Genomic DNA, 26,266 nt, shown 5'->3' with positions numbered 1-26,266 from the left:
GCGGTGCTCGCGCTCCCGTCACTTTTGCTGATTGGGGTTGAAGCATGTCGAGCCAGGGCCGGGACAAAAAGTACAAAAGAATACTGCTAAAACTCAGCGGCGAAGCGCTGATGGGCAACTTGGGCTTTGGAATCGACCCCAAGGTGCTGGATCGCATGGCCCTGGAAGTGGGGCAGTTGGTCGGCATCGGTGTGCAGGTCGGCCTGGTGGTCGGCGGCGGCAATCTGTTCCGTGGTGCCGCCCTGCAACAGGCCGGTCTCGACCGGGTCACTGGCGACCATATGGGCATGTTGGCGACGCTGATGAATGCTCTGGCATTGCGTGATGCCCTGGAACGCAGCAATATTAAATCCACCGTGATGTCGGCCATTCCCATGAGCGGGGTGGTTGATCACTACGATCGCCGCAAGGCGATTCGCGCGCTGCGGCGGGGCGAAGTGGTAATCTTTGCGGCCGGTACCGGCAACCCCTTCTTTACCACGGATTCCGCTGCCTGCCTGCGGGGGATTGAAGTGGAAGCCGATCTGGTGCTGAAAGCCACCAAGGTGGATGGTGTGTACAGCGCTGATCCCATGGTGGACCCAGACGCGGTAAAATTTGATTTTCTCAGTTTTGACGAAGTGCTGGATCGTAAGTTGGAGGTCATGGACCTCACCGCGATCTGCCTGTGCCGCGATCACAATATGCCTGTGCGGGTGTTTGCGATGGAGCATCAGGGCGCGCTATTGAATATTGTAGTCGGCGGCAGCGACGGTACGCTGGTGGCGGCGGAACAGCCCTAGGAGAATCGGTGATGATCGACGAACTCAAACAAGATGCCAAAGAGCGCATGACCAAATCCATCGAAGCGCTGGGCAGCAATTTTAACAAGATCCGCACCGGGCGGGCTCACCCCAGTTTGCTGGACGGGCTGCGGGTCTCCTACTACGGCTCGGAAACTCCCTTGTCGCAGGTCGCCAATATCGGTGTCGAAGACGCCCGTACTCTGAGCGTTACCCCTTGGGAAAAAAACATGGTGCCGGAAATTGAAAAGGCCATCATGAAATCGGACCTGGGGTTGAACCCCAGTACCGCCGGTGCGGTGATTCGTATTCCTATGCCGCCCCTCACCGAGGAAACCCGCAAGGGCTATATCAAGCAGGCCCGTCAGGAAGCTGAAAGTGCGCGGATTTCTATCCGTAACGCCCGCCGGGACGTCCTGAGCGATGTCAAAGAGCTGCTCAAAGAAAAAGAGATCAGCGAAGACGAAGAGCGTCGTGCCCAGGACGATATCCAGAAAATTACCGACCAGTTTATTGCCGAAGTCGATAAAGCACTGGCCGCTAAAGAAACCGACCTGATGGAAATCTGATCGGGTTCACCATGTCTGATTCGACACCGCAAGCCGCTTCGGTACCGTCGGTACCGCGGCATGTTGCCATTATTATGGATGGCAACAACCGGTGGGCTAAAAAGCGCGGCTTGCGCTCTTCCAGCGGCCATCGCGCGGGGGTAGAGGCAATCCGTCCGGTGCTCAGAGTGTGTCGTGACAGTGGCGTGGAAGTGGTGACGGTCTTTGCCTTCTCCAGCGAAAATTGGCAGCGCCCCAGCATGGAAGTGCGGGCGCTAATGCGTTTGTTCTCCCACTATCTCGACAGTGAAGTGCAACAGCTGCACAAGGACGGGGTGCGCGTTCGCTTTATGGGGCAACGCGAGCAATTGTCTGCGGCGCTGCAAGAACGCATGGCCCGCAGCGAAGCGTTGACCCGCAACAATACCAACACTCAATTGGTGATCGCCGTGGACTACGGTGGTCAGTGGGATATCGTCCACGCTGCTCGACAGCTGGCTGCTCAAGTTCAGCGCGGTGAATTGACGGCAGAGCAAATCGATATTCCCCGGTTTAGCGAGGCCCTGTCCCTGTCGGACCTGCCGAACCCGGATTTATGTATCCGGACGGCGGGTGAGCAGCGCATCAGCAATTTTATGCTGTGGCAGCTGGCTTACAGCGAACTTTATTTTAGCCCCTGCTTATGGCCCGATTTTGGCGAGGCAGAAATGACGGCGGCGCTTCAGGCCTATGCCCAGCGGGACCGTCGCTTTGGCAGCCGCCGGGACGCCGGGCAGCCGGAAAAATGATAATGAAACGGCTAGAGAGACAGTTTTACGATGCTTAAACAGCGGGTAATCACCGCCATATTGATAGTGGCAGCGCTGTTTGCGGCGCTGGCGCTGTTGCCAAGCCATTATTTGGCGCTGTTGTTTGCGGCGCTGGTGTTGCTGGCAGCCTGGGAGTGGTCTGACCTTAGTGGTCTGAGCGGCGCTGCCGCGCGGCTGGGCTTTGTGGCGTTGTGCGGCGGACTCATGGCCGCGCTGGCGTGGTGGGTGGGCCTGTTCAGCGCCCCCGACCTGCTGGCGATGCGAGAGGTCTTGGTTGCTGCGTGTATTTGGTGGGCGGTAGCACTGCTTTGGGTTAAAGGTTATCCGGCCAGCGCTAGTTTGTGGGGCTCGCCAGCACTTCGCTGTGCAATGGGGCTGATGACATTGGCGCCAGCGTGGCTGTCACTGTGCTTTTTGCGCACGCTGCCGGCCGGGGTATGGCTGATATTGTTAGTGATTGCGCTGGTTGCCGCAGCGGATATCGGTGCCTATTTTTGTGGCCGCGCGTTTGGTCGCGCCAAATTGGCGCCCAATGTGAGCCCCGGTAAATCCTGGGCGGGCTTCTGGGGCGGCGTGGCGTGCAGCGTGGCGCTAATGGCGCTGCTGTGGGCGCTGTGGCCAGGTGGTATGTCTGCGGGCTTGGTGGCAATGTTGGTAGTGGCGGTGGCCACTGTGCTGGCCTCCGTATTGGGGGATTTGCTGGAGAGTATGGTTAAGCGCCATCGCGGTATTAAAGACAGCGGCGATCTGTTGCCCGGTCACGGCGGGATCATGGATCGCATCGATAGCCTTACTGCCGCAACGCCGGTATTCACGCTGGGGCTGATGTCGGTGGGGTGGGTGTAATGCAGTCGGTTACCGTACTGGGCTCAACCGGGTCCATAGGCAAAAGCACCCTGGATGTATTGGCGCGTCACCCCGAGCGCTACCAAGTGCTGGCTCTCACCGCCAACAGTCAGGTCGCTCTGCTGTTACAGCAGGTCATTCAGTTTCAGCCACAGTTTGCGGTAATGCGCGACGCCGATGCCGCCCAGCAGCTCGAGAATGCGCTGTGCCGTGAGGGCTTGGCGACACAGGTGCTCAGTGGTGAAGAGGGCTTGTGTCAGGTGGCGGCAGCCGCCGATATCACCATGGCGGCCATTGTGGGCGCCGCCGGCCTGTTGCCCACCTTGGCGGCGGTAGAGGCGGGGCGCAAAGTCCTGTTGGCCAACAAGGAAGCGTTGGTTATGGCCGGGGGCTTGTTTATGCAGGCCGTGGCCCGCAGCGGTGCAACGCTACTGCCGATCGACAGTGAGCACAATGCCATTTTTCAGTGCCTTCCCACCGATAATGGTGGTGGCGTTAGGGAGCAGGGGGTGCGACGTATCTTGCTCACCGCCTCCGGTGGGCCGTTTCGCAACCGATCCCTGGCCAGTCTGGCCGCGGTGACGCCGGATGAAGCCTGCGCCCACCCCAACTGGTCTATGGGCCGAAAAATCTCGGTGGATTCCGCCACCATGATGAACAAGGGCCTCGAGCTTATAGAAGCCTGTTGGCTGTTTGATACACCGCCCGCCCTGGTCGAGGTGGTTGTCCACCCGCAAAGCGTGGTGCACTCCATGGTGGAATATGTGGATGGCTCGGTACTGGCGCAGTTGGGCAACCCCGATATGCGTACCCCCATCGCCCATGCCCTGGCCTGGCCGGAGCGCATTGATTCCGGGGTCGGCAGTCTCGATCTTATTGCCCAGGGGCGACTTGATTTTGAGGCCCCGGACCCGCAGCGCTTTCCCTGCCTGCGGCTGGCCCGGGAGGCCGCTGAGGCCGGGGGCTGCGCCAGCGCGGTGTTGAACGCGGCCAACGAGGTCGCGGTGGCGGCCTTCCTGGATGAGCAATTGGCCTTTGTGGAGATTCCCAGGCTTCTTGAGGCGGTGATGTCCCGGGTTGAGAGTGTTGAACCTGAGACCCTGGAGGCGGTCCAAGCTGCGGATGCGCAGGCGCGCCGTGTAGCCCAAGACATACTGGCGACACCGGGCCGCTTGCCGGCAACAGAGAGGCAGTAAGGTGTTGGATATTCTTCAAACTGTAGTCATTACTGTATTCACCCTCGGTGTGCTGGTGTCGGTGCACGAGTACGGTCATTTCTGGGTGGCGCGGCGCTGCGGTGTCAAGGTGCTGCGCTTTTCAGTCGGTTTCGGCAAACCCCTGTATACCTGGCACGGTAAAGACGGCGTGGAGTACGTTATCGCCGGTATTCCGCTTGGGGGCTACGTCAAAATGCTGGACGAGCGGGAAGCGCCGGTGGCAGCCGAGGAACAGCACATGGCCTTTAATCGCGCCTCTCCCAAGGCCCGTATTGCCATTGCCGCTGCCGGGCCGCTGGCCAACTTTGCCCTGGCGATACTGGTGTACTGGCTGGTGTTTCTCAACGGCGTCAACGGTGTGGCGCCGATTATTGAAGAGATCGAGGCGGGCTCGCTGGCCGAGCGCGCCGGCCTAGAGGTTGGTCAGGAAATTGTCACCGTCGACGGTGAGGCAACCCCCACTTGGGAGGCGCTGCAGTTGCAGCTGCTGGAGCGCATCGGTGAAAGTGGCCTGCTGACCCTTGGCGTAAAAAATGACGGTTCGGATATCGTCGCCCAGCGGCGAGTGGAGTTGGACCGCTGGATGCAGGGCGCTGAAGAACCCAATCCGGTGCAGGAACTGGGCGTGACCCTGTATACACCAAAAATTGTCCCCAAAGTGGCCGATGTTGTGGCGGGCAGTGCCGCAGAGCGGGCCGGCCTGCAGGCCGGAGATCTGGTCGTAGCGGTGGATGGCGAGACCATGACCTCCTGGCAGCAGTGGGTGGAGGTCGTCCGCGCCAGCCCAGAGGTGGCAATGACCATGACGGTAAATCGCGGCGGCGAGCTGATGTCCCTGGAGCTGACCCCAGAGCGCCGGGTTGACGAGGATGGTGTGGCGACCGGTTTTGTCGGTGTCAGTGTGGCGCCGCCACAGTGGCCGGAGGCGATGCAGCGCACTCAGCACTACGGCGTAGTAGGTGCCGCGGTGGCCGCCGGACAGCGCACTTGGCAGATGACCAGCTTTACCCTTGAATCCATTAAAAAAATGCTTATGGGGCTCCTGTCTCCGAAAAACTTGAGCGGCCCGATAACCATTGCTAAAGTGGCCAGCTCTTCGGCCCAGTACGGGGTGGTCGCCTGGTTGAGTTTTCTGGGGCTGTTGAGTGTCAGCCTTGCGGTGCTTAACCTACTGCCCATTCCAATATTGGATGGCGGGCACATTGTTTACGCGCTGATTGAATGGGCAACGGGGAGACCCGTGACCGAACAGGTACAGGCCTGGGCTAATCAGGTGGGTCTTGCCTTGGTGGTATCCGTGATGGTGTTCGCTTTATACAACGACGTTTTGCGCCTCTAGAGCCGTAAGCCGCTGTAAAAATCGGAACGGCCGCATTTAACAAGTACATCGATAACGTGGCAGTGCCTAGGGGCAGGCCCAGAGCCTTGGTTTGTAATTTTTGATGAAACGCATTTTCGCAATTTCAGTTTTCTTGTGCCTGTTGAGCCCGTTGCTACAGGCTCAACAACGCCCCACCATCAGTGACGTCCGTGTGGAGGGCCTGCAAAGAATCGCGGCCGAAACCGTGTTCTCTGCCCTGCCTCTGGGGGTCGGTGACCCCGTGACCCAGGATGCAGTCGCCACCGCTTCCAGGGCGCTATTTGCTACGGGCAACTTTGACGATATCCAGATTGGTGTCGACGGCGATATTCTGGTAGTACGTGTCAAAGAGCGCCCGGCGATCAGTGGCATCACCATTGAGGGGAACAAAGCGCTGCAAACCGAAGCCCTGATGGATGGCTTGAAGGGCGCTGGCCTGGCCGAGGGACAGGTGTTTAAGCGCTCCACCCTGGAAAGCATGAGCCAGGAGCTGACCCGCCAGTACGTTTCTCAGGGGCGCTACGATGCCAGCATTGAAACGGACGTGGTGGCAGAACCCCGCAATCGCGTTGCCATCTCCATTACTATCGACGAGGGCAGCACTGCGTCGATCAAGCACATTAATATCGTCGGTAACGAGGTCTACGATGAAGAAACCCTCACCGACCTGTTCGAGTTAAGCCCGGCGGGCTTTTTCTCTTTCTTCTCCAGTAAAGACAAGTACTCCCGTGAGAAACTACGGGGCGACTTAGAAACCCTGAACTCCTACTACCTGGATCGCGGTTATTTGCTCTTCAACGTGGACTCCACCCAGGTGGCCATCAGCCCCAACCGCAAGTCTGTGTATATCACCATCAATGTGACTGAAGGTGAGCGCTACACCGTCAGCGGTGCCGAGCTGTCGGGGGATCTGGTGCTGCCAGAGGAGGACTTGAAACGCTTTATTTTGGTGAGGGAAGGGCAAGTTTTCTCCCAGGCACTGGTCACCAGTACGGAAGAGTTTCTCACTAAGCGACTCAGTAACGAGGGCTACAACTTCGCCAAGGTGAGAGGGATTCCCGATGTCGATGAAGAAAACAAGAAAGTCGCACTGAAGTTCTTTATCGACCCCGGCAAACGCACTTACGTTCGCCGCATTAGTTTTGAAGGAAACTCCCGCACGGCTGACGAAGTGCTGCGCCGGGAGATGCGCCAGATGGAGGGCGCGCCGGCCTCTGCGGACAAAATCGAGTTGTCGCGGGTGCGCCTGCAACGTCTGGGTTACTTCAAAGAGGCCACGGTGGAAACCCGCGAAGTACCGGGTACCGATGACTTAATCGATCTGCAATACGCCGTAGAGGAGCAAAGCTCCGGTAGCTTGGGTGCCAGCGTTGGTTTCTCCCAGGACAGCGGCCTGTTGTTGAGTGCCAACATCCAGCAAAACAACTTCCTTGGTACCGGTAAGCAGGTGGGTTTTGCGGTATCGCGCAGTGACTTCTTGACCAGTGCCAGTTTCAACTACGTGAACCCCTACTTTACTGAAGACGGTGTTAGTCGCGGCTTCTCGTTATTTTATCGGGCCACCGATTTTGAAGAGGTTAACGTTGCCAGCTACACTACAGATACTTTTGGTAGCAGTCTGAATTTTGGCTATCCGATAGCGGAGACCCAGCGCCTGGGCTTCGAATTGGGTGTGAGCCGAACTTCCATCGACGCGGGTGTGCGGGCGGTTAAGGAGATCGCTACCAGCCCGAGGATTTTTGAATCCATCGACAACTTTTTTGTTTCCACCCGAGACCCTGAAACCGGCCGCTACGAGGCGGCAGAAGTGCTGCAGGATATCGAAGAGTTGCCAGCCGGTGCGCTGACTGAGGTCTCCGAGCCCGGTTTCCTCAACGTCTACGGCGACGAGTTTGACAACTTTACCGCTGGTATTTCCTGGCGCCAGTCGACCTTGAACCGCGGTCTTTTGGCTACCCGGGGTGCGTCACAGTCAGTGGGGCTGGAAGTGTCAGTTCCCGGCTCTGACTTGGAGTACTACAAGCTGTCCTACAATGGGCAGCTTTACGTTCCATTAACCAGTGCCTTTACTCTGCGTTTTAAAACCGAGCTGGGCTATGGCGATGGCTACGGTGAATTGGATCAGTTGCCGTTCTTCGAGCATTTCTATGCCGGTGGTTTTAACTCCGTGCGGGGTTATCGCGCCAATACGCTGGGCCCGCGCAGTTCGCCAGCGGATGTCTATCGGATAACCCGAGCGGCGACCGCGATTGACGAAAACGGCAATGCTCGAGCCTTGTCTGCAGAAGGGGCCTATGTGCTCGACCCTGAAACAGGACAGCTCGTTGTGGATACTGCGGCGGCCATCGGCGACGAGGCTGACCCCTTTGGCGGCAACGTCTTGATTGAGGGCAGCATTGAATTGCTGTTCCCACTGCCCTTTGTTAAAGACCAGCGTTCCGTACGCAGCGGTTTGTTCTTTGATGCGGGTAATGTCTTTAGCACCAGCTGTAGCACCACCCAGGTTAACTGTTACGAACCCGACACCAGTGAGCTGCGTTACTCAGCTGGCTTTGGTGTAACTTGGATCACCGGTTTCGGGCCACTGACCTTCAGCCTGGGCCGTGCGCTTAATGCTGAGAAAATTGATGAAGAAGAAATCTTCCAGTTCTCTTTGGGGCGGACGTTCTAGCGAGCTAATTAACTCGTAACCACAACCGACAACACCATTCACAATAATCGTAATATTTGACGGAAGTATCAGGAGTGTTTCATGAAAATGTTTAAATTTGCGCTGGTATTTATCACCGCGCTGTGGGGCACGGCGGCAATGGCCCAAGGCCGTATCGCTGTGTTTGATCTCGAAGCTGCCGTACTTAACACCGAGGTAGCCAAGCAGCGCATTGAAGCGTTGCAAAACCAGCGCGACTTCAAAGAGAGCGTGGCCGAGCTGGAAAAAGTGAAGAATGAGTACGAGAAGCTGGTAGAGCAGTTCCAGAAGGATCTGGATATTCTCAGTGCCGAGCAGCGCCAGCTGAAGAAAAGCAAAATTGACTCCAAGCGCGCCGATGCCGAGCACCTGGCCCGCAAGTTGAAAGCTCTCGAGCAACAAGAGCTGCAAGCCATCATGCAGGAAATTGGTCCCAAGCTGCAAAAGCTACTGCCGGAAATCATCGAAAGCGAGAATATCGGCCTGTTGCTGCCAGCAAAAGCCGTTATGCACGCGGCAGCCGGGTATAATATCACCGCTAAAGTGGCGGATAAGCTTAATCAGCAATAATGGCAACAACAAAACAACTCAGCCTTGTCGAGGTGGCCCGCGCCTTGGGCGTGGACTATCGCGGTGATGGCAGTTGTCTACTCAGTGGCATTGCGCCACTGAGCTCTGCCGGGCCCGGGCAGCTGAGTTTCCTTGCCAACCGCAAGTACGCCGCTGCGCTGGCCAGTAGTGAAGCCTCGGCCGTTATCCTGCCACCCTCTCTTGCAGATGACTTTCAAGGTTACTGCCTGTTCTCAGATGATCCTTATTTGATGTTTGCGCGGGCTTCTGCGCTATTTGACCCTCTGGAACGCCCCCGTGCGGGCATTCATCCCTCGGCAGTGGTAATGTCCGATGACATCCACCCCTCGGCCAGCATCGGCGCCAATTGTGTTGTGGAGACGGGCGCCGTTATTGGCGAGGGTACGGTTTTGGCACCGGGCACGGTGGTGGGGGCGGATAGCCGAATCGGTTGCAATTGTTACCTGCACGCCAATGTAACCCTCTACCACGGCGTTGTGCTGGGCGATGAGGTGAATATCCATTCCGGTACGGTTATCGGTGGCGATGGCTTTGGTTTTGCCCCCAGCGCTGACGGTTGGGTTAAAATCCACCAACTTGGCGGCGTTCGCATTGGCAACCGGGTTGAGATTGGGGCCAATTGCTGTATCGACCGGGGCGCTTTGGATGACACCGTGATCGAAGACGGCGTGATCATGGATGACCAAATTATGATCGCCCACAACGTTGTGGTCGGCGCCGGCACGGCGATGGCGGGTTGCTGCCAAGTGGCGGGCAGCGCGGTGATTGGCAAGCGCTGTACTCTGGCCGGCAATGTCGGGGTAGTGGGGCATATTACAATTTGTGATGGGGTCCATGTGACCGCTCGCACAATGGTGACGCGATCCATCAAAGTGCCCGGTAGCTACTCGTCCGGGACGCCGATGATGGACAGCGGCCAGTGGCGCAAAAGCGCCGCAAGATTCTCCAAACTCGACGAACTGCACAGGCGGGTCGTAGCGTTGGAAAGGCAAGTAAAAAATCAACAACAGGAAGATGGCTAAAGCCCATGATCATGGACATTAATGAGGTGCAGGAATACCTGCCCCATCGCTACCCGTTTCTACTGGTTGACCGCGTTATCGAGTTGAACTTGGGAGAGTCAATCGTCGCGGTCAAAAACGTCACCGGCAACGAGAACCACTTTAACGGCCATTTCCCCGGCCTGCCCATTATGCCCGGCGTGCTGATTATCGAGGCCATGGCCCAGGCGGCGGGGATTCTGGGCTTTAAAACCCTGGACAAAAAACCCGCCGACGGCTCCATCTACATGTTTGCCGGCGTCGATAACGCCCGCTTTAAGCGGCAAGTCGTGCCGGGGGATCAGCTGATCCTCAAGGCACAGTACGTGTCCGACAAAAAGGGTTTGTGGAAATTCGATTGCCAGTCCTTTGTCGACGACAAGCTGGCTTGTTCCGCCACCATTCTTTGTATCGACAGGAAGAAGTAAGTGCTCGCAGGTATTGACCCTACCGCAGAGGTAGATCCCCGCGCCATTGTCGACCCCAGCGCCACCATTGGGCCTGGTTGCAAAGTTGGGCCCTGGACTATTATCGGCCCCGACGTAGAGCTGGGCGAGGGCTGCGATATTCGCTCCCACGTGGTACTGAAAGGTCCGACCCAAATTGGCAAGAACAATACTATCTACCAGTTTTCGTCGGTGGGCGAAGACACGCCGGACCTGAAGTACAACGGCGAGCCCACTCGATTGATCATGGGCGACGACAATATCGTCCGCGAGGGCGTGACGATTCACCGGGGTACGGTTCAGGATCGTGGTGAGACCGTTATTGGCAGCCACAATTTGATTATGGCCTACGCCCATATCGGTCACGATTCGGTGGTTGGGGATCACTGCATTCTGGTCAACAATGCCTCCCTGGCTGGCCACGTTATTGTTGGTGATTGGGCGATCCTGAGTGGTTACACGCTGATTCACCAGTTCTGTCATATCGGCGCCCACGCCTTTACCGGCTTTGGTTGCGGCATCAGCAAAGATGTGCCGGCCTACGTGACGGTTAGCGGCTCGCCGGCTGAGGCCAAGACCATTAATTCTGAGGGGCTCAAGCGCCGGGGCTTTAGTGCTGAGGCCATTGCTGCCATTCGCCGGGCCTACAAAGTGGTGTATCGGCAGGGGCTGACCCTGGATGAGGCGGTCAAGCGTATTCAGGATGAGGTGGAGGCGCAGCCGGAGCTGCAGTTGTTCGTCGACTCCCTGACCCAGTCTACCCGCGGCATCGTTCGCTAACACCGCCGCCAAAGGCGGCGGTACCCAACGCTATTCCAACGAGTGTGAACAGGCGCAAACTCTATGACCACACTGCGGATCGGTATTGTTGCCGGTGAGGCCTCGGGGGATATTCTCGGGGCTGACTTGATACGCGCCCTGCGACGTCGCCACCCCGATGTTGAATTTGAAGGGGTCGGTGGGCCACTGATGTTGGCAGAGGGCATGCACAGCCTCTGCGATATGGATCGCTTATCGGTGATGGGCCTGGTCGAACCTTTAAAGCGGCTGCCGGAACTGCTGCGGATTCGCCGCCATCTCAAATCCCACTTTGTTCAGTGGCAGCCGCATTTAGTCATCGGCATCGACTCCCCGGACTTCACCCTCAATATCGAAGCGTATTTGCGGGCCCGGGGCATCACCACCATGCATTACGTCAGCCCCTCAGTGTGGGCGTGGCGACGGGGGCGGATCAAAACCATCGCCAAAGCGGTGGACCATATGCTGACCTTGTTCCCCTTCGAGGCAGAGTTTTATCGGGATCACGGTGTGCCAGTGACCTGTGTGGGCCACCCCCTGGCGGATCAGATTGAACTCCACGACCAGGGGGCGAGCTGCCGTCAGTTGTTGGACGTGCAGCCAGGTCATCCTGTGGTAGCACTGTTACCCGGTAGTCGCAGCAGCGAAGTGGGGCAATTGATAGGGCCATTTCTCGATACTGCTGAGTGGCTGCGTCGCAAGCTTCCCACCATTGAATTTTTGATACCGGCAGTCAATAAAGAGCGGCAAGCACAAATCCTTCAGCAAGTGGCGGATCGCTCGGTGGATTTGCCGGTGCGGGTACTGTTGGGGCAGTCACGGGAAGTGATGGCTGCCGCCGATGCGGTGTTGATGGCCTCGGGGACCTCCAGCTTGGAAGCGCTGTTGTTACAGCGCCCGATGATCGTCGCCTACCGCTTTGGCAAATGGTCTTTTGCTCTGTTATCGCGGCTGGTGAAAACACCGTATTTCTCGCTACCCAACCTCTTGGCCGGGCGGGCCCTGGTGCCGGAGCTGCTTCAGGAAGAGGTCTGCGCCGAGGTAATGGGCCCGTTGGTATTGGAACAGCTGTCCAATGAGAATCACCGGGAAGCCCTACTGGAAGATTTCCGTGAGATTCATCGCCAATTGTCTCGCAATGCCAGCGAAGCCGCTGCCGACGTAGTGCTTGGGTTGGCGCTGGGTGAGGGTCAGGGAGATAAATATAGCCACGGAGGTAAGTAGTGCAGTCGCTGGATTTATTTGCCGATGACGACTGGCCGGCACTGACCGCCGGTGTCGATGAGGTGGGGCGCGGCCCGCTGTGTGGCGATGTGGTTACCGCCGCAGTGATTCTGGACCCGAAGCGGCCAATAGAGGGCTTGAATGACTCCAAGAAACTGACCGAAAAGCGCCGGGATGCCCTGTTTGACCTGATTCGGGAGCGGGCGCTGAGTTTTTGTATCGCCCGGGCCAGTGTCCAAGAAATCGACCAACTCAATATTCTGCAGGCCAGCTTATTGGCCATGAAGCGCGCTGTGGAGGGGCTGCCCATTCAGCCCGAGCTGGTGCTGGTGGACGGCAATCGCCTGCCACGCTGGGACTATCGCAGCGAGGCCGTAGTAAAGGGGGATAGCCGGGTCGAAGCCATCGCCGCGGCGTCGATTCTGGCCAAAGTCACCCGGGACCGAGAGATGAAGGCCCTGGACACGCAGTATCCCGGATACGGTCTTGCCGGCCACAAGGGCTACCCGACCGCGGCCCATCTGGATGCCCTCAAACGATTGGGGGTGACAGCGATACACCGGCGCAGTTACGCTCCGGTACAGGCGCTGCTTGCCGAGGCGGCGGCCAAGATACAGCCAGATAAATAAATTGCCATAACGAATTCTGTCCGGGCCCGACTATGCTCAACGAACAATTTGTCCACCTGCGCGTACATTCCGAGTATTCCCTGGTGGACAGCACCCTGCGGGTCAAGGATTTGTGCAAGCGGGTCGCCAGCGACGGTATGCCTGCCGTGGCGCTGACCGACCTGTGTAATTTCTATGCCCTGATCAAGTTTCAGAAGGCGGCTCACGGCGCCGGTATTAAGCCCATCTATGGCAGTGATTTATTGGTGCGGGACGATGACGACCCCGACCAAATCAGCACTCTGTGTTTGCTGGCCCAAAATGACCGGGGCTATCGCAATCTCACCGAATTGATCTCTCGGGCTTATTTGGACGGCCAGTACCAGGGTAAGGCCTACGTCTACTGCAGTTGGGTCGAGGAGGCCAACGAAGGCCTGATTGCCCTGTCGGGTGGCCGCGAAGGGGACGTGGGGCAGCTGTTGCTTAACGGCAAAGCCGATCTCGCTCGGGATCGCTTGCAGCGCTGGCAGCAGTTTTTCCCCCAGCGTTACTACCTGGAGTTGCAGCGTACCGGTCGTGAAAACGAGGACGATTACCTCCACGCCGCGGTAGTTCTGGCATCGGAACAACAGTGCCCGGTGGTGGCCACCAACGATGTCCGCTTTCTCAACAGTGAGGATTTCGAGGCCCACGAGGCCCGGGTGTGTATCCGCGACAGCCGGGTGCTGGACGATCCCCGCCGGCCGCGCCGCTACAGCGATCAGCAGTACCTGCGCAGTGCCGAAGAAATGGTCGAGCTGTTTGCCGATATCCCCGAGGCCTTGGAAAACAGTGTGGAAATTGCCCGGCGTTGCAATTTGACCATTGAACTGGGGACCTACTACCTGCCGGAATACCCGATTCCGGAGGGCATGACCCAGGACGACTTCTTCCGCAAGCTGAGTCACGATGGCCTCACTGAGCGCCTGGACTTTCTCTTCGATCGCAGTGCGCCAGACTTTGCCGAGACCGACAAACGCTATCGGGAGCGGCTGGACTTCGAGCTGGATATCATCCTGCAGATGGGCTTCCCCGGCTACTTTCTGATCGTGATGGACTTTATCCAGTGGGCCAAGGATCACGATATTCCGGTGGGGCCGGGTCGGGGCTCCGGTGCCGGCTCGCTGGTGGCCTACGCGCTGAAAATTACTGACCTGGACCCGCTGCAATACGATCTGCTGTTCGAGCGTTTTCTCAATCCCGAGCGGGTGTCGATGCCCGACTTTGACGTCGACTTCTGTATGGAGGGGCGTGACCGGGTCATCCAGTACGTGGCCGACAACTACGGCCGCGATGCAGTCAGCCAGATCATTACCTTTGGCACCATGGCCGCCAAGGCGGTGGTGCGGGACGTCGCCCGGGTGCAGGGTAAGTCCTACGGCCTGGCTGACAAACTGTCGAAGCTGATCCCCTTTGAAGTGGGCATGACTCTGGACAAGGCTCTGGAGCAGGAGGAGGCGCTTCGGGAATTTCTCGAGGTCGACGAGCAGGCCCAGGAAATCTGGGACATGGCCAAACAACTGGAAGGGGTGGTGAGAGGTGTCGGCAAGCACGCCGGTGGGGTGGTCATCGCCCCCTCCAAGCTCACCGATTTTGCCCCCTTGTTCTGTGACGAAACCGGCAGTGGACTGGTCACCCAGTTCGACAAGAACGACGTCGAAGACGCCGGGCTAGTGAAGTTCGACTTTTTGGGCTTGCGTACCCTCACCATTATCGATTGGGCGCTGGCCATCATCAATGAACAGCGCAAGAAGGTGGGGGAAGACGCGCTCGATATCATGGCGATTCCGCTGGATGACCGGGCCAGTTTCGACCTCCTCAAGCGGGCCGAGACCACCGCGGTATTCCAGTTGGAATCCCGGGGCATGAAGGATCTTATCAAGCGCCTGTTGCCAGACTGCTTTGAAGACATCATCGCACTGGTGGCACTGTTCCGCCCCGGTCCCCTGCAGTCGGGGATGGTGGACGACTTTATCAATCGTAAGCACGGCCGCGCCGAGCTGGCCTTTCCCCACCCCCAGTATCAACACGAGTGTCTGCGGCCGGTCTTGCAGCCTACCTACGGCATCATCCTCTACCAGGAGCAGGTCATGCAGATCGCCCAGGTGATGGGGGGCTACACTCTGGGCGGCGCCGACCTGTTGCGCCGGGCGATGGGTAAGAAAAAAGCCGAGGAGATGGAGAAGCAGCGCGCCATCTTTATGGAGGGTGCGCAAGGCCTGGGCTACGACAAGAACTTGGCCTCCAATATCTTCGACCTGATGGAGAAATTCGCCGGCTACGGCTTTAACAAGTCGCACTCGGCGGCCTATGCCTTGGTGTCGTATCAAACCGCCTGGCTCAAGACCCACTATCCCGCACCCTTTATGGCGGCGGTGATGAGCTCGGAACTGGATAACACCGACAAGATCGTGGTGTTTATCGAAGAGTGTCGGGCCATGGGCCTGGATTACAAGCTGCCCTCGGTGAACGAAGGTGAATACATGTTCACCGTTAATGACCGGGGCCAGATCGTCTATGGCTTGGGCGCCATCAAGGGTCTCGGTGAGGGCCCGGTGGAAAATATCATTGCCGCCCGGGAGGCCGGTGGCCCCTTCAAGAATCTGTTTGATTTCTGCGAGCGCACCGACCCTCGCAAAGTGAACAAACGTGCCATTGAGGCGTTGATTCGCGCCGGTGCCTTTGACGACCTGGGCGAGGGCCGGGAAGTGTTGATGGCCGCCATCAATGAGGCAGTGCAGGTCGCTGAGCAGTCCGCCCGCAACAGTGAGGCCGGCATGACCGACCTGTTTGGTGAGGCGCTGGCGGTGGACAACCGGGACGTCTACGAGAGTTTTCGCAATGCCCGGCCCTGGAGCACCCGGGAACGGCTGCAGGGCGAGAAAGACACACTGGGCCTGTATGTTACCGGCCACCCGATCGATGACTATGAGGCCGACCTACGCCGTTTTGTGCCCAAGAAAATTGTCGACCTCAACCCCGACAAGCAGCCCCAGACGGTAGCCGGACTGGCGGTGAATATGCGCACCATGAAGAACAAGCGCGGCGACAATATGGCCTTTGTCACCCTGGATGACCGCAGTGCCCGTATCGAGGTGGCGATATTCAGTGATGCCTTTGAGGCCTGCCGGGAAAAGCTGGTCAAGGATGCGGTATTGGTTGTGGAGGGCATCTGTAGTCACGATGAGTACAGTGGCGGCAAGAAGATGCGGGTGAAATCCCTGCGCACCCTGGCCGAGGCGCGTCAGCAAAAGGCCCGGGAGTTGCAGCTGTCGCTGTCGGCGGAGCAGGTTCAACCCGCCCAGGTGGAAAACCTCAAGTCGGCGCTGTCTTCGGCGCGGGGCGGAGCTTGCCCGGTAGTGATACGCTACCGGCGGGAGGAAGGCGAGGCCCGCATTCGTTTGGGGGATAGCTGGCGAATCCTGCCCCAGGACGATTTGATATTTCGCCTAAAGCAAGACTATGGCGCAAATAACGTGGTGATCAATTACGATTAACGTATAATCCCGGTCTTGACTCTGCCGGCAATGACACGCACCTGCCAGCGGACGCTGACATAACATTACAAGAGGCGAGAGGTAACATACACTCGAGCCCAGTTCACTGGCACAAACGAGGAAGTATCCAGCGCGATGAATCCAAACTATCTTGATTTCGAGCAGCCGATTGCTGAACTGGAGGCCAAAATTGAAGAACTCCAGTTGGTGGGCAACGACAACGATATCAACATCAGCGAAGAAATCGCCAAGCTCCGGGAAAAGAGCACCAAGCTGACGGAGAAGATTTTCTCTCAGCTGACCGCCTGGGATGTGGTTAAAATCGCCCGGCATCCTATGCGCCCCTATTCGCTGGACTACATCAACCGCATTATCACCGACTTCGACGAGCTGCACGGCGACCGCCGCTTTGGCGATGACTCGGCTATCGTCGGCGGCATCGGTAAGCTGGATGGGCGCCCGGTGATGGTTATTGGCCAGGAAAAAGGCCGTGGCGTGAACGAAAAAGTAAAGCGCAACTTCGGCATGCCCAAACCCGAGGGCTACCGCAAGGCCCTGCGACTGATGGAGCTGGCCGAGCGTTTTGGCCTGCCCGTGATTACGCTGATCGACACCCCGGGGGCCTATCCCGGTATCGACAGTGAAGAGCGGGGCATCAGTGAGGCTATCGCCCAAAACCTGGCGGTGATGTCCCGCCTGAAAACGCCGATGATCTGTGTGGTGATCGGCGAGGGTAGCTCCGGTGGGGCTTTGGGTATTGGCGTGGGTGACCATATCGCCATGCTGCAGTACTCCACGTATTTTGTTATCTCTCCAGAAGGCTGCGCCAACATTATCTGGAAGAGCAGTGAGTTCGCCCCCGACGCGGCGGAAGCCATGGGGGTCACCTCCTCGGTGCTGCAGGAGCTGGGTATCGTCGATGCCACTATCGAAGAACCCCAGGGTGGCGCTCACCGGGATATTGACGATAGCGCCCAGCGGGTTCGCCGGCACCTGATTGCGCAATTGGACCGCTTGCAGCAAATGCCCAAGGACGAGCTGCTGGATACCCGCTATCAGCGCCTGATGTCTTACGGCAAACTCTAATCTCCCCGGCACCGCCTGCGATGGCGGTGCCCCTTCTACCATGCACACCGTTCTGCAAACCCTCGACCGCCAGCTTCACACCGAGCGCGGGCGGCGTTGGGTGGTGGCCTACAGTGGTGGGCTGGATTCCACGGTACTGCTCCACGGCCTTTGCCAGTTGGCGTCGCGACCGGCTATTCACGCTGTGCATGTCCATCACGGGCTTCAGTCCCAGGCGGATGACTGGCAGCGGCATTGTCGCGCCTTTGCCGACTCCCTCGGTGTCACATTCGCGAGTGCTCGGGTAACCGTCGATACGGGTGAGGGCCTGGAGGCGGCGGCCCGGGATGCCCGCTATCGGGCCTTTGCACAATTCCTGGCTGACAGCGATCTGCTGCTGCAGGCCCACCACCTCGACGATCAGGCCGAAACCCTGTTGCTGCGACTGTTTCGCGGTACCGGGCCGGATGGTCTGCAAGGCATTCCCCGACAGCGGCCGTTGGTGTTGGACGACGGCAGCGCCGCCACGATTATGCGGCCCTTGCTGACGCTGCCCCGGGCCGCGTTGGAGGACTACGCCCGCCACCATCAACTGGGGTGGGTCGAGGACCCCAGCAACGCCGACCCGGCGATGGATCGCAACTACCTTCGCCATCGGGTGTTGCCTGCGGTGGCCGAGCGCTGGCCCGGCTACCGGAAAAGTCTGGGGCGCTTCGCCGAGCTGGCTGCCGGAAGCCGCCTGGAATCAGTCGACATCAGTGGCTTTTGTCCGGACAGCGAGCGCCGGGTCGTGGAGCTGGCTGCGCTGCGGGGCATGGATGACGGTCAGCGCAATGCGGCTCTTAGGCGTTGGCTGGGCCACTACCAGCTTGTTCCCAGCGCGGCGCAATTGCAGGAATTGCAGCGAGTGATGCTGTGGTCCGCCAAAGACAGCCTGCCGGTCATGGCCATCGGCGATTGGCAGGTCCGTCGCTATCAGCAGCGTTTGTATCTAACCGCCCTGAGCGACTTTGATCCTCGGCATCGTTACCGGTGGGATGCCCAGTCGGTGCTGACCTTGCCAGGGGCGGGGACCTTGTCTGCGGATCGCGAGCCCAATGCAGGGCCCTTGGACCTGGAGGTGCGCTTTCGGACCGGCGGTGAGCGCTGTCGCCCCTCGGGCCGCGGGCAGTCCCAGCGCTTGAAGAAGCTGTTGCAAGAAGTGCAGCTGCCACCCTGGCGGCGGGAGCGTCTGCCCCTGCTATACCTCGACGGGGAGCTGGCCGCAGTTGCCGACCTGTGGCTGTGTCACGGTTTCGAGGATGCGCTATCCGGGCGGCGTATCGACTGGCAGCCATCAGAGTGAGTAGTGGGTATAATACGGCGCCGTGATCTCTCGCTGCTGACCTCTCACACGTCCTCGCGGCGCCCGCCACCTGCTGGGTAAATAGTTGAGTAATTTACTAAGGTTTGTCACAATAACGGCAACAACGGCGCCAGTGCGCTGCTTTTTCGCCTCTCCCTGTCGGGGAAGGGATTCCGGGTTTATCGAGTCTGCAGTGCCTACTCAAGGTCGGCGCTGTCGGCTAGTAACCTGATTTAATTGAGAATTTGAGTCGAATACTATGTCACAGAGCGAACAGGCCCAAATCGATACGCTGCTGCAGAATGACTACGAAGCCGGGTTTTATACCGCGGTGGAGTCCGACACCTTGCCGCCCGGCCTGGATGAAGATGTCATTCGCTTTATCTCCACCAAGAAGGGTGAGCCGGAGTGGATGCTGGAGTGGCGACTGGAAGCCTATCGCGGCTGGCTGGAAATGGACGAGCCCAACTGGGCCCATGTTCACTATCCGCCGGTGGACTTTCAGGCACTGTCCTATTTCTCCGCCCCCAAGAGCATGGCGGATAAACCCAAGAGCCTGGACGAGGTGGACCCCGAGCTGCTGCGCACTTATGAAAAGCTGGGCATCCCCCTTCACGAGCAGGAAATGCTGGCCGGTGTCGCGGTAGACGCCGTGTTCGATTCGGTATCGGTGGCCACCACATTCCGGGAAAAGCTTAAGGACGCCGGGGTGATTTTTTGCTCCATCTCCGAGGCCGTGCACGAGTACCCTGAGCTGATCAAAAAATACCTGGGCTCAGTCGTGCCCCGCCGGGACAACTTCTTCGCCGCGCTCAACAGTGCGGTGTTTAGCGACGGTTCTTTTGTCTACATCCCCAAGGGCGTGCGCTGCCCCATGGAGCTGTCTACCTATTTCCGTATCAACGAGGCCAAGACCGGCCAGTTTGAGCGCACCCTGATCATCGCCGATGAAGGCAGTCATGTGAGCTACCTGGAAGGCTGCACCGCACCCATGCGGGACGAGAACCAGCTGCACGCCGCAGTAGTGGAGCTGGTGGCTTTGGGCGACGCCCAGATCAAGTACTCCACCGTACAGAACTGGTATCCCGGCGACAGCGAAGGCAAGGGCGGCATCTATAACTTTGTTACCAAGCGCGGCGTGTGCCACGACAATGCCAAAATCTCCTGGACGCAGGTGGAGACCGGTTCTGCAGTGACTTGGAAATACCCCAGCGTGGTGCTGCGGGGCGATAACAGTGTCGGTGAGTTTTATTCAGTGGCGCTGACCAACAACTACCAGCAGGCCGACACCGGTACCAAGATGATCCATATGGGCAACAACACCCGTTCTACCATCATCTCCAAGGGCATCTCCGCCGGCCGTAGCCAGAACGCCTACCGCGGCCTGGTGCGCATGAGCCAGCGTGCCGAGGGGGCGCGTAATTACACCCAGTGTGACTCGCTGTTGATTGGCGACCGCTGCGGTGCCCACACTTTCCCCTATATCGAAAGCCGCAACCCCTCGGCGGTAGTGGAGCACGAGGCCACCACTTCCAAGGTCAGTGACGACCAGCTCTATCTCTGCCAGCAGCGGGGACTCGACGCCGAGAAGGCGGTGTCGCTGATTGTTAACGGTTTCTGTAAAGAAGTATTTAAAGAACTCCCCATGGAGTTTGCGGTTGAGGCCGGCAAGCTACTGGAAGTCAGTCTAGAAGGGTCGGTGGGCTAGGGCTCGATCCCATCCTGTACACCACCCCAATTCGGAGAGAAGTAAGACTATGTTATCCATTAAAGATCTGCGCGCGAACGTAGGCGATAAAGAAATTCTCAAAGGCCTCAATCTCGAGGTCAAGGCTGGCGAGATCCACGCCATTATGGGTCCCAACGGCTCGGGTAAAAGTACTCTGGGTCATGTCCTGGCGGGACGGCAGGGCTATGAGGCTACTGGCGGGTCGGTAGAGTTTGCCGGCAAAAATCTGCTGGACATGGAGACCGAAGAGCGCGCTCGGGAAGGGCTGTTTCTGGCCTTTCAATATCCGGTAGAGATCCCTGGCGTTTCCAATATGGAGTTTTTGAAAACGGCGGTGGATGCAGTGCGGGAGCACCGCGGCGAAGAGCCCATCGACTCCGTACAGTTTATGAAACTCGCCCGGGAAAAATGCAAAGCGGTCAACCTCAGTGATCAGTTTCTCAAGCGCGGCGTGAATGAAGGCTTTTCCGGCGGCGAGAAAAAGCGCAACGAGCTGATGCAAATGATGCTGCTGGAGCCCAAGCTGTGCATCCTCGATGAAACGGACTCCGGTCTGGATATCGATGCCCTGCAGGTGGTGGCAGATGGCGTCAACGCCATGCGTTCGCCTGACCGGGCCTTTGTGATGGTGACGCACTATCAGCGCTTACTGGACTACATTCAGCCCGACTTTGTGCACGTTCTGTCTGGCGGCAAGATCATCAAATCCGGTGACCGTACTCTGGCCCTGGAGCTGGAAGAGAAGGGCTACGGTTGGATTACCAAAGAGGTGGCCTGATGGCAGCGTTTACCCAACAAGCCGCCGAGCTTCAGCCCCAGGGTTTGCCCTGGCTGAAGGAGCTCAATCAGCGCGGTCGCGAGCAGTGGAAAGTGACTCCCTTTCCCAGCCGCAAAACCGAGAACTGGAAGTACACCAGCTTGCAGGCATTGGCCGACGGCAGTTATCTGAGTTGGCCCGCCGCTCAGTCCTCCCAGTTGAGCGAGCAGGTGGACGCCATCCACGGCCTGGAAGCCTGCGGTCTGGTGTTCGTTAACGGCGCCTTCAACGCTGAGTTGTCCTGCGATACCCTGCCGGAAGGGGTGGAATGCGTGCGCTTTAGTGAGGCGGATGCCAGTCAGCAGCAGACTATCCTCGAGCGTCTCGGCACCATTGCCGACAGCGAAAAACACCTGTTTGCCGCGCTCAATGATAGCTGGCTGGGCGAGGGCGTGTATCTGCGCTTCAGCAAAAACACCCAGGTTAAGACGCCGATTTACATTCACCACATCACCGTGCCCGAGGCGCAAGCCTATTCGGTTAACCAGCGTCTGTTGGTGCATGTTGAAAGCGGTGCCGACGCCACCGTGGTGGAGCACTTCAGCAGCACCGAGGCGCCTCAAAACAGTTTCAGCAATTCGGTCACCGAGTTGCAGTTGGACGCCAATGCGCGACTGACCCACTACCACCTCCATTTAGAAGAAGAGCACGCCCTGCATATCGGCGGCGTGCACGTCAATCTGGAGCGGGACGCCACCCTGGACAGCTTTATGGCCAGTCTCGGCGCCACCTTGCAGCGCACCGATGTGGTGGTAAACCACCGCGGTGAAGGTGCGCACTGCGGCTTGAACGGTATCTATCTGCCCAATCACAAGCATCTGGTGGATTTCCACACCTGCATTGAGCATGCCGTTCCCCATTGCACCACCAGCGAAGTGTTCCGGGGCATTATCGGTGACCATGGCAAGGCGGTGTTTAATGGCCGTATTCATATTCACCCGGATGCCCAGAAAACCGTGGCGGATCTCAGCAACAAAAACCTGCTGACCAGTCACAACGCCGAGGTGGACACCAAGCCTGAGCTGGAAATTTACGCCGACGACGTGAAGTGTAGTCACGGCGCCACCGTTGCTCAGCTTGAGGAAAAAGCCCTGTACTACCTTCAGAGTCGCGGTCTCGACCGAGAGCGGGCGGAAATGATGCTGAGCTTTGGTTTTATCAACGAGCTTCTGGAGCAATTGCCTCACCAGCCGGTACGTAACTACCTGACTCCGCTGGTGGAGGAGCTGTTTGAACGCAAGTTTGCCCGGGGGAGGAGTGCGGCATGACGGCGGCGGTAGCTGAGCAGCACAATGACTTTGATGTGGCAGCACTGCGTGCCCAGTTCCCCATTCTCCATCAACAGGTCAATGGTCAAGCACTGGTCTATCTGGACAATGCGGCAACCACCCAGAAGCCCCAGTCGGTGATCGATGCCATTGCCGACTATTACCGCTGCGATAACGCCAATGTCCACCGCGGTGCCCACACCTTGAGTGACCGGGCAACAGCGGATTTTGAGGCTGCCCGCAACAAAGTAGTTGCACTAATTAATGCGGCCAGTAACCGCGAGCTTATCTGGACTCGGGGCACCACTGAGGCGATCAACCTGGTTGCCCAGAGCTACGCCAAGCCGATACTCAAGCCCGGCGACCGCATTGTGGTATCGGCCATGGAGCACCACGCCAATATCGTACCCTGGCAGATGGTAGCGGCTGAATGTCAGGCGGACGTCGTGCCAGTGCCGGTCACCAATGACGGTGAGCTGGATATGTCGGCCTTTGAAGGGCTGTTGGACGAACGGGTCAAGCTGGTGGCAGTGGGGCATGTGTCCAATGCGCTGGGTACCGTGAACCCGATCGAAGACATTATTCGCCTCAGCCACAGTGCCGGCGCCAAGGTGCTGATCGACGGCGCCCAGGGTGTGCCCCACTTCGAGGTGGATGTACAAGCGCTGGACTGTGACTTCTATGCCTTCTCCGGCCACAAAATGTATGGCCCCACCGGCATAGGCGCGCTCTACGGCAAAGAGGCTCTGCTGGAGCGGATGCCGCCCTATCACGGCGGCGGTGAAATGATTAAGACCGTGAGCTTTGACGGCACCACTTACAACGAATTGCCGTTTAAGTTTGAGGCCGGTACGCCCAATATTGGTGGTGCTGTGGGGCTCGGTGCGGCGGTGGACTTTTTGCAATCCATCGATCGTCGCGCAATGGCGGATCACGAGGCGGGCCTGATGCGCTACGCCCACAGCAAAGCCGAAAGCTGCGAGGGCTTGCGGCGCATCGGTTGTGCCAAGCAGGTAGCCGGGGCGTTTTCCTTCTTGCTGGAAGGCACCCACCCCGCCGATGTTGGTATGTTGCTGGACCAACAGGGGATTGCCGTACGCACTGGCGACCATTGCGCCCAGCCGATTATGAAGCAGTTTGGTGTTCCGGGTACAGCCCGGGCGTCCTTTGCCGTGTACAACACCATGGATGAGGTCGACCGACTGTTTGCCGGTCTGGAAAAAGCCAAAACATTTTTACTTTGATGCAGTCTAACAGTTTTATACGGACTAACTTTAGGGTGGCCCCTATTTGGAGCGAGACATGAGTGTTGAAACCTTTGCACCCGAACAGGCTGTCACGGTTACCGACGCGGCCCAAGCACATTTTCAAAAGCAGTTGGCTGAGAAGCCCAGCGGCGCTGTGCGCCTGTCGGTCAAATCCAGCGGCTGCACCGGCTACAAATACGTCATCGATATTGTTGAGCAGGGGCAGGAGGGCGATGTTGCTCTCAAGCTGGACAACGGTCTGACCTTGCTGGTGGCCTCTGACGCCATGGGTATGGTGCGTGGTACCGAGATCGATTATACCCGCGAGGGTTTGAACCAGATGCTGAAGTTTAACAACCCCAATGTCTCAGACGAGTGCGGGTGTGGCGAAAGCTTTAACGTCGGTTAAGCCGCTCGATTGAGGAAGTAACATGGAAAGAAGAATGGTGGCTACGGTCACCGACTGCCCCGGGCGATTGGTACCAGTAGGCACACCCATCACCATCCCCAAGGATAACTTTGTCACCATTACCCAATCCTTGGGGGGCAACTATACCGTGACCTACAACGGCAACATGGTTCGGGTGGATGGAACCGATGCAGCGGCGCTGGGGCTGGAGCCCGAAGTCCTGGAGTTTGAAGCACCGGACGGGGATGACATCCTGGAAGATCAGGTCTGGCAAGCGCTGGAGACCGTCTATGACCCTGAGATACCGGTGGATCTGGTCAACCTCGGTTTGATCTACAAGGTAGAGCTGGATCAGGCCGCAAAGCGGGTCAGCATCGAAATGACCTTAACAGCCCCGGGTTGTGGCATGGGGCCGGTGTTGGTGGGCGACGTCGAGTACCGGGTCGCCCAGGTGCCCAATGTGGAGGCGGTTCAGGTCGATCTGGTGTTCGATCCGCCCTGGAGCCGGGACATGATGTCGGAAGAAGCACAATTGGAAACCGGCCTGTTTTTTTAAGCTGAGCGAATGGGCTTGGCGACTTCAGTGAGATTGAGTGAGCGATGGCAAGTGCGGTAAGCGAAAACCCCTTTGGACGCAGCATCACTACCGAGGATATTGTCGATACCCTCGGTTTTTTTGATAGCTGGGAAGACCGCTACAAGTACATTATCGACTTGGGCAAAGAGCTGCCCGCGATGCCAGACGAACTCAAAACCGAAGACCGTTTGATACGTGGCTGTCAGAGTCAGGTGTGGCTGGAGCCCTCGGAGCAGGACGGCTATTTTGAATTCCAGGCCGACAGCGACGCGTTTATCGTCAAGGGGCTGCTGGGGGTGATACTCAGTGCCTACAATCACAAGCGCGCCGGTGAGATACTCGATTTTGATATCGACAGCTACTTTGATGAGCTGGACCTGATGCGCCACCTCAGTCCAACTCGTGGCAATGGCCTGCGCGCCATGGTGCAGCGTATCCGCGAGATTGCCGGAGAGTGATGGTCATGACTGAGCGCTCTCAACTGGACAATATTCGCATTGTGCTGGTTAACACTTCCCACCCGGGCAATATTGGTGCGGTGGCCAGAGCGATGAAAAATATGGCGGTCAGCGACTTGGCTTTAGTTGCACCCCGCAAATACCCCCACGACGAGGCGACTTGGCGGGCCTCTAACGCCGCCGATGTGTTGGATAGCGCCACCGTCTACGACACTCTGGAAGAGGCCATTGCCGATTGTAGTCTGGTGGTGGGCACCAGTGCTCGGGGACGCACCATTCCCTGGCCGCTGTTGGATCCCCGCCACTGTGCCGAGAGGGCCTATGCCGAAGCGGGCCAACACAAAGTGGCACTGGTGTTCGGGCGAGAAGATCGCGGTCTCACTAACGACGAGCTGCAGTTGTGTAATCTTCACGTCAATATCCCCGCCAACGAAGAGTACAGCTCTCTCAATCTGGCCATGGCGGTTCAGGTGTTGTGTTATGAACTGCGCATGACCCACTTGTCCGGTGTCGAGGGGCAACTCAGCGACAATCCCATGGCGGATTGGGATATGCCACCGGCCACCGCCGACGCTCTGCAGCGTTATTTTGTGCACCTGGAAGAGACCCTGGTTGAGATGGGTTTTCTCAACCCCAAGGCCCCCAAACAATTGATGACGCGCTTGCGCCGGCTCTATACCCGGGCCCGTCCCGATGAAATGGAAGTCAATATTCTCAGAGGTATCCTGACCGCTACCCAGTATCAGATACGCCAGGGAAAGGATGCTACTGCCGATCTTCCGGAAGGAGTGAGCGAGGCTGATGGCTAACAGGAACGACAATCGCAATAACACGATTCCCAACGGGAGGTGGCCGAG

General features: G+C 58.2%; 24 protein-coding genes. All 24 read left to right on the top strand.

Features of this window, described 5'->3' with window-relative positions; genetic code table 11:
* The first annotated feature begins 44 nt into the window (after positions 1–44).
* Positions 45–782: a UMP kinase gene (gene pyrH / locus I6N98_RS12300; RefSeq protein WP_198568645.1), complete on the top strand. Its 738-nt coding sequence runs from the start codon at positions 45–47 to the stop codon at positions 780–782.
* A gap of 11 nt (positions 783–793) precedes the next feature.
* Positions 794–1,351, top strand: coding sequence for a ribosome recycling factor (frr, locus tag I6N98_RS12295; RefSeq protein ID WP_198568644.1), 558 nt, complete (start codon positions 794–796; stop codon positions 1,349–1,351).
* 11 nt (positions 1,352–1,362) lie between these two features.
* The gene (gene uppS / locus I6N98_RS12290) at positions 1,363–2,118 is read left to right on the top strand and encodes a polyprenyl diphosphate synthase (RefSeq protein ID WP_198568643.1); all 756 of its coding nucleotides are present in this window, start codon (positions 1,363–1,365) and stop codon (positions 2,116–2,118) included.
* Positions 2,119–2,148: 30 nt separating this feature from the next.
* Positions 2,149–2,985 (top strand): phosphatidate cytidylyltransferase, encoded by an 837-nt coding sequence (locus tag I6N98_RS12285; protein ID WP_198568642.1) that lies wholly within the window; start codon positions 2,149–2,151, stop codon positions 2,983–2,985.
* On the top strand, positions 2,985–4,181 hold the full coding sequence (gene ispC / locus I6N98_RS12280; protein WP_198568641.1) for a 1-deoxy-D-xylulose-5-phosphate reductoisomerase: 1,197 nt from the start codon (positions 2,985–2,987) through the stop codon (positions 4,179–4,181). The genes I6N98_RS12285 and ispC overlap by 1 nt, the downstream gene beginning before the upstream one ends.
* Before the next feature lies 1 nt (position 4,182).
* On the top strand, positions 4,183–5,541 hold the full coding sequence (rseP, locus tag I6N98_RS12275) for an RIP metalloprotease RseP (protein WP_337924594.1): 1,359 nt from the start codon (positions 4,183–4,185) through the stop codon (positions 5,539–5,541).
* 103 nt (positions 5,542–5,644) lie between these two features.
* Entirely contained in the window at positions 5,645–8,233 is a 2,589-nt protein-coding gene (bamA, locus tag I6N98_RS12270) for an outer membrane protein assembly factor BamA (RefSeq protein ID WP_198568640.1), read from the top strand.
* An 81-nt stretch (positions 8,234–8,314) separates the two neighbouring features.
* The gene (locus I6N98_RS12265; protein ID WP_198568639.1) at positions 8,315–8,821 is read left to right on the top strand and encodes an OmpH/Skp family outer membrane protein; all 507 of its coding nucleotides are present in this window, start codon (positions 8,315–8,317) and stop codon (positions 8,819–8,821) included.
* Complete coding sequence (lpxD, locus tag I6N98_RS12260; protein WP_198568638.1) at positions 8,821–9,864, top strand: UDP-3-O-(3-hydroxymyristoyl)glucosamine N-acyltransferase; 1,044 nt, start codon at positions 8,821–8,823, stop codon at positions 9,862–9,864. The genes I6N98_RS12265 and lpxD overlap by 1 nt, the downstream gene beginning before the upstream one ends.
* A gap of 8 nt (positions 9,865–9,872) precedes the next feature.
* Positions 9,873–10,310, top strand: coding sequence for a 3-hydroxyacyl-ACP dehydratase FabZ (gene fabZ / locus I6N98_RS12255; protein WP_198571650.1), 438 nt, complete (start codon positions 9,873–9,875; stop codon positions 10,308–10,310).
* Positions 10,311–11,108: an acyl-ACP--UDP-N-acetylglucosamine O-acyltransferase gene (lpxA, locus tag I6N98_RS12250; RefSeq protein ID WP_232787331.1), complete on the top strand. Its 798-nt coding sequence runs from the start codon at positions 10,311–10,313 to the stop codon at positions 11,106–11,108.
* 63 nt (positions 11,109–11,171) lie between these two features.
* Entirely contained in the window at positions 11,172–12,350 is a 1,179-nt protein-coding gene (gene lpxB, locus I6N98_RS12245) for a lipid-A-disaccharide synthase (protein ID WP_198568637.1), read from the top strand.
* An 8-nt stretch (positions 12,351–12,358) separates the two neighbouring features.
* Positions 12,359–12,979 carry a ribonuclease HII gene (rnhB, locus tag I6N98_RS12240; RefSeq protein ID WP_198571648.1) on the top strand — a complete coding sequence of 207 codons (621 nt, stop codon included), beginning with the start codon at positions 12,359–12,361 and terminating at the stop codon, positions 12,977–12,979.
* Between the two features lie 32 nt (positions 12,980–13,011).
* Positions 13,012–16,494: a DNA polymerase III subunit alpha gene (gene dnaE, locus I6N98_RS12235; RefSeq protein WP_198568636.1), complete on the top strand. Its 3,483-nt coding sequence runs from the start codon at positions 13,012–13,014 to the stop codon at positions 16,492–16,494.
* Positions 16,495–16,629: 135 nt separating this feature from the next.
* On the top strand, positions 16,630–17,580 hold the full coding sequence (locus I6N98_RS12230) for an acetyl-CoA carboxylase carboxyltransferase subunit alpha (RefSeq protein WP_198568635.1): 951 nt from the start codon (positions 16,630–16,632) through the stop codon (positions 17,578–17,580).
* 40 nt (positions 17,581–17,620) lie between these two features.
* A complete protein-coding gene (gene tilS / locus I6N98_RS12225; protein ID WP_198568634.1) occupies positions 17,621–18,904 on the top strand; it encodes a tRNA lysidine(34) synthetase TilS in 1,284 nt (427 codons plus the stop codon).
* A 259-nt stretch (positions 18,905–19,163) separates the two neighbouring features.
* A complete protein-coding gene (sufB, locus tag I6N98_RS12220; protein WP_198568633.1) occupies positions 19,164–20,612 on the top strand; it encodes a Fe-S cluster assembly protein SufB in 1,449 nt (482 codons plus the stop codon).
* Between the two features lie 49 nt (positions 20,613–20,661).
* Entirely contained in the window at positions 20,662–21,411 is a 750-nt protein-coding gene (sufC, locus tag I6N98_RS12215; protein WP_198568632.1) for a Fe-S cluster assembly ATPase SufC, read from the top strand.
* Complete coding sequence (sufD, locus tag I6N98_RS12210) at positions 21,411–22,718, top strand: Fe-S cluster assembly protein SufD (protein WP_198568631.1); 1,308 nt, start codon at positions 21,411–21,413, stop codon at positions 22,716–22,718. The genes sufC and sufD overlap by 1 nt, the downstream gene beginning before the upstream one ends.
* Positions 22,715–23,962, top strand: a complete 1,248-nt coding sequence (locus I6N98_RS12205; RefSeq protein WP_198568630.1) for an aminotransferase class V-fold PLP-dependent enzyme — start codon at positions 22,715–22,717, stop codon at positions 23,960–23,962. The genes sufD and I6N98_RS12205 overlap by 4 nt, the downstream gene beginning before the upstream one ends.
* A 58-nt stretch (positions 23,963–24,020) precedes the next feature.
* Positions 24,021–24,374, top strand: a complete 354-nt coding sequence (locus tag I6N98_RS12200; RefSeq protein WP_198568629.1) for a HesB/IscA family protein — start codon at positions 24,021–24,023, stop codon at positions 24,372–24,374.
* A 22-nt stretch (positions 24,375–24,396) separates the two neighbouring features.
* A complete protein-coding gene (sufT, locus tag I6N98_RS12195) occupies positions 24,397–24,930 on the top strand; it encodes a putative Fe-S cluster assembly protein SufT (protein ID WP_198568628.1) in 534 nt (177 codons plus the stop codon).
* A 44-nt stretch (positions 24,931–24,974) separates the two neighbouring features.
* On the top strand, positions 24,975–25,409 hold the full coding sequence (locus I6N98_RS12190) for a SufE family protein (RefSeq protein WP_198568627.1): 435 nt from the start codon (positions 24,975–24,977) through the stop codon (positions 25,407–25,409).
* 5 nt (positions 25,410–25,414) lie between these two features.
* Positions 25,415–26,218 carry a tRNA (cytosine(32)/uridine(32)-2'-O)-methyltransferase TrmJ gene (gene trmJ / locus I6N98_RS12185; RefSeq protein ID WP_198568626.1) on the top strand — a complete coding sequence of 268 codons (804 nt, stop codon included), beginning with the start codon at positions 25,415–25,417 and terminating at the stop codon, positions 26,216–26,218.
* The last annotated feature ends 48 nt before the right edge of the window (positions 26,219–26,266 follow it).

It is taken from the genome of Spongiibacter nanhainus (assembly GCF_016132545.1).
GTDB lineage: Bacteria > Pseudomonadota > Gammaproteobacteria > Pseudomonadales > Spongiibacteraceae > Spongiibacter > Spongiibacter nanhainus.
The sequence above is the reverse complement of the archived record's forward strand: the minus strand, read 5'-3'. Positions and strand labels throughout refer to the sequence as shown.